Origin of the sequence: Gluconacetobacter dulcium, from assembly GCF_014174165.1 — a bacterium.
GTDB lineage: Bacteria > Pseudomonadota > Alphaproteobacteria > Acetobacterales > Acetobacteraceae > Gluconacetobacter > Gluconacetobacter dulcium.
Genome location: NZ_JABEQN010000055.1, coordinates 1 through 2,018, shown reverse-complemented (window position 1 = coordinate 2,018; position 2,018 = coordinate 1). Strand labels below are relative to the sequence as shown.

The window sequence follows — 2,018 nt, the reverse complement described above, 5'->3', positions numbered from 1 at the left end:
TGGCGCGTGCCCAAAATTCGGTTTCCTGTTACGAAAACAGATCAGAACCGCTCGCAACCAGCTGACGGCGCTCCGTCAGACCGCCCCACATCAGCGTGTGAGAAATGCGGGATAGGCGACGGACTTGGTTCTTACGAGGATCATTTTCCCAGTCCGCCTTTCTGCCTCGAAATCCGAGCAAAACCTCGGCGACCTTGCGATAGCTCGCGCCAACTGCCCGACCATCAAGCGCGCGCAGTATCAAGATATGCCGGTCCCGCTTCTGCTGCGGGAAATCATGCGCCCACCTGCCCTCAGGCCGACCGACCAGCGCGCGCCATAAACGCAGCACGGCCTCCGCGCGAAGCTCCAGCAGCTTATCGAGCGGCAGGATCGCGATATACGTGGCAGGCCCATCCACCGGACGTATCGGGAGCCAGAATTGATGTGACGACGCGCCAGGCCGCCAAAAACCATGCCACGCTTCAGCATCATCCAGCCGCACGACAAGGTCCGGCAAGTCCGCGAGGTTGATCGGCATGACGGCCGGATCATCCGCATCCGCGAGAACCGAGCGCAATTCGATCACGTCAGGCGAGAGTTCCGGTATCCAGAAGACAGGCGTGCGGCCGGCAGGCTGCGCCGGATCGACAGGGAAATCGCAAACCCCATCGTTCGGAGAAGGCTTTCCTGCCCCCTGGCTTCGGAGCCGCAAGCATTTTCGTTCGCTGGAACGCGCGACGATATTCGTCGTCACGTCGAAGATATTCCCAGGCCATGCCGGCAGCAGCAATGTCTTGTGCATGTTCATAAGCGGCCGGCGACTGCCAATCTGACATCGGCATCGCATTACCCTTCCTCTTGCGCCTGCTTCGGGCAGCAGGAAGGTCAGGATGCGCAATGGGAAGATTTTGTGCAGACTGCATTTGGAGATATGTCGATCTCGTAACGCGATCGCACGATATTCTGGCAATCGTCCGCGTCTGCCAGAATAGTTCGCGAGCCGGGCACTCGTCCCGCAAGCGGCGCTTATTTTCCATTTCCCCGCCGCCGATCCGCGAAGTCGGATCGGCGCAAATTTGTGCGGACAGATAAGCCAAGGAAGCGGACACCGCAGAACCGAATTGTCGGTCCTGCGGCGTTCAATCCCTATGCTGCTATTTTCTTCGCCGCGTGCCAGGCTAGCCGCCGCGTCGCCGTTCCCGCGTGTTCGGCGTCCAGTTCCATTCCCAGCCAGTCGCGCCCAAGATGCTGTGCCGCCACCAGCGAGGAACCCGAACCGGCGAACGGGTCCAGCACCAAGCCACCAGCCGGGCAGAAAGTATCCACCAAGGGCAGCAGCGCCGCCACGGGCTTTTGCGTCGGGTGCAGTTTATTGCCCGAATACAGCATGTCGATCACGTCCGGGATGGGCTTCGCGGGCGGTGTCACGTTACCCTTGGCCAGCAGGTAGGCGCTTTCGTGTTCATACCGAAAAAACCGGGAAGAAGATGAATAGGACTTGCGAAAGACGATATGCCCGACCATGCGGAACCCCGCTGCCTTCCAGGCATCGGCGAATAAATCAATTCGGTTCCAGCCGTAAAAACTGATGGCAAACCCGCCCCATTTCAGGACACGGTGCATCTGGTTGAACGCGGGCCGAAGCCAGCGGCATTGTCGTCGTTGCGAACCTTCCGCCCATCCCGGCCCTGATAGTTCACTAGGTAAGGCGGGTCTGTCAGGATGAAATCCACCGCATTGCGCGGCATCTGACGCATCAGTTCCACGCTGTCACCGTGGAGAATGGTATTGCGGAAATCGGTCGCCGTGTTGGTATTACCGGTCATGGTCTTTGCCCTTTGTTCCGCGAGGAACAGCCCCCGCTGTTCCTCTGCCTCGCGGCGAGCAGCGGGGTAGCAACGGCAAGGGCGACCGATGGGGAGGGGGATCGCCCCAATACTGTTCACTTAGAGGGTATAATGACGATATTGGGGCGATAGGGTGGAGGCCTGCCACGATGGCGACGAGGATAACGTGGTTTGAGCCGCTTGACGCCG

2 protein-coding genes and 1 pseudogene are annotated in these 2,018 nt (G+C 59.8%); all 3 read right to left on the bottom strand.

Going from position 1 to position 2,018, the window contains the following annotated elements:
* Positions 1 to 28 precede the first annotated feature (28 nt).
* The 3 genes and pseudogenes from HLH25_RS20820 to HLH25_RS19830 all read right to left on the bottom strand — a co-directional run bounded on the left by HLH25_RS20820 (position 29) and on the right by HLH25_RS19830 (position 1,808).
* Complete coding sequence (locus HLH25_RS20820; RefSeq protein WP_220791933.1) at positions 29 to 520, bottom strand: DUF2285 domain-containing protein; 492 nt, start codon at positions 518 to 520, stop codon at positions 29 to 31.
* Positions 521 to 569: 49 nt separating this feature from the next.
* Complete coding sequence (locus HLH25_RS20815) at positions 570 to 758, bottom strand: transcriptional regulator domain-containing protein (protein ID WP_375289011.1); 189 nt, start codon at positions 756 to 758, stop codon at positions 570 to 572.
* 370 nt (positions 759 to 1,128) lie between these two features.
* Positions 1,129 to 1,808 (bottom strand): annotated as a pseudogene (locus HLH25_RS19830) (DNA methyltransferase).
* Positions 1,809 to 2,018 lie beyond the last annotated feature (210 nt).

Excerpts from the sequence above, each read along its gene's own strand:
- HLH25_RS20820 (WP_220791933.1), bottom strand. The coding sequence starts at position 520 with ATGCCGATCAACCTCGCGGACTTGCCGGACCTTGTCGTGCGGCTGGAT.
- HLH25_RS20815 (WP_375289011.1), bottom strand. The coding sequence starts at position 758 with ATGGCCTGGGAATATCTTCGACGTGACGACGAATATCGTCGCGCGTTC.